This window comes from Ligilactobacillus araffinosus DSM 20653, from assembly GCF_001435375.1.
Lineage (GTDB): Bacteria > Bacillota > Bacilli > Lactobacillales > Lactobacillaceae > Ligilactobacillus > Ligilactobacillus araffinosus.
In genome coordinates this window covers 1-411 of the sequence record NZ_AYYZ01000013.1, presented here as the reverse complement: position 1 = coordinate 411, position 411 = coordinate 1, and the positions used below count along the sequence as shown (strand labels likewise).

Genomic DNA, 411 nt, shown 5'->3' with positions numbered 1-411 from the left:
TATCGGGAAAACAGGATTCGAACCTGCGACCCCTTGGTCCCAAACCAAGTGCTCTACCAAACTGAGCTATTTCCCGATAATGCACCCAGTAGGAGTCGAACCTACAACCTTCTGATTCGTAGTCAGACACTCTATCCAGTTGCGCTATGGGTGCATATTCAATGCCGAGGACCGGAATCGAACCGGTACGGTGATCACTCACCGCAGGATTTTAAGTCCTGTGCGTCTGCCAGTTCCGCCACCCCGGCATAATCTTTAAAAGCGGAAGACGGGATTCGAACCCGCGACCCCCACCATGGCAAGGTGATGTTCTACCACTGAACTACTTCCGCATAATGCTGACTAGAGGATTCGAACCTCCGACCCTCTGTTTACAAGACAGATGCTCTACCAACTGAGCTAAGTCAGCAT

Annotated in this window: 5 tRNA genes; all 5 read right to left on the bottom strand. The window is 51.1% G+C overall.

Going from position 1 to position 411, the window contains the following annotated elements:
- Positions 1-2: 2 nt before the first annotated feature.
- Positions 3-76: transfer RNA gene (locus tag FC64_RS02515), tRNA-Pro, on the bottom strand.
- Positions 77-80: 4 nt separating this feature from the next.
- Positions 81-154: transfer RNA gene (locus FC64_RS02510), tRNA-Arg, on the bottom strand.
- 8 nt (positions 155-162) lie between these two features.
- Positions 163-248, bottom strand: a tRNA-Leu gene (locus tag FC64_RS02505).
- 12 nt (positions 249-260) lie between these two features.
- Positions 261-332: transfer RNA gene (locus FC64_RS02500), tRNA-Gly, on the bottom strand.
- A gap of 4 nt (positions 333-336) precedes the next feature.
- Positions 337-409 (bottom strand) — tRNA-Thr (locus FC64_RS02495).
- Between the last annotated feature and the right edge of the window lie 2 nt (positions 410-411).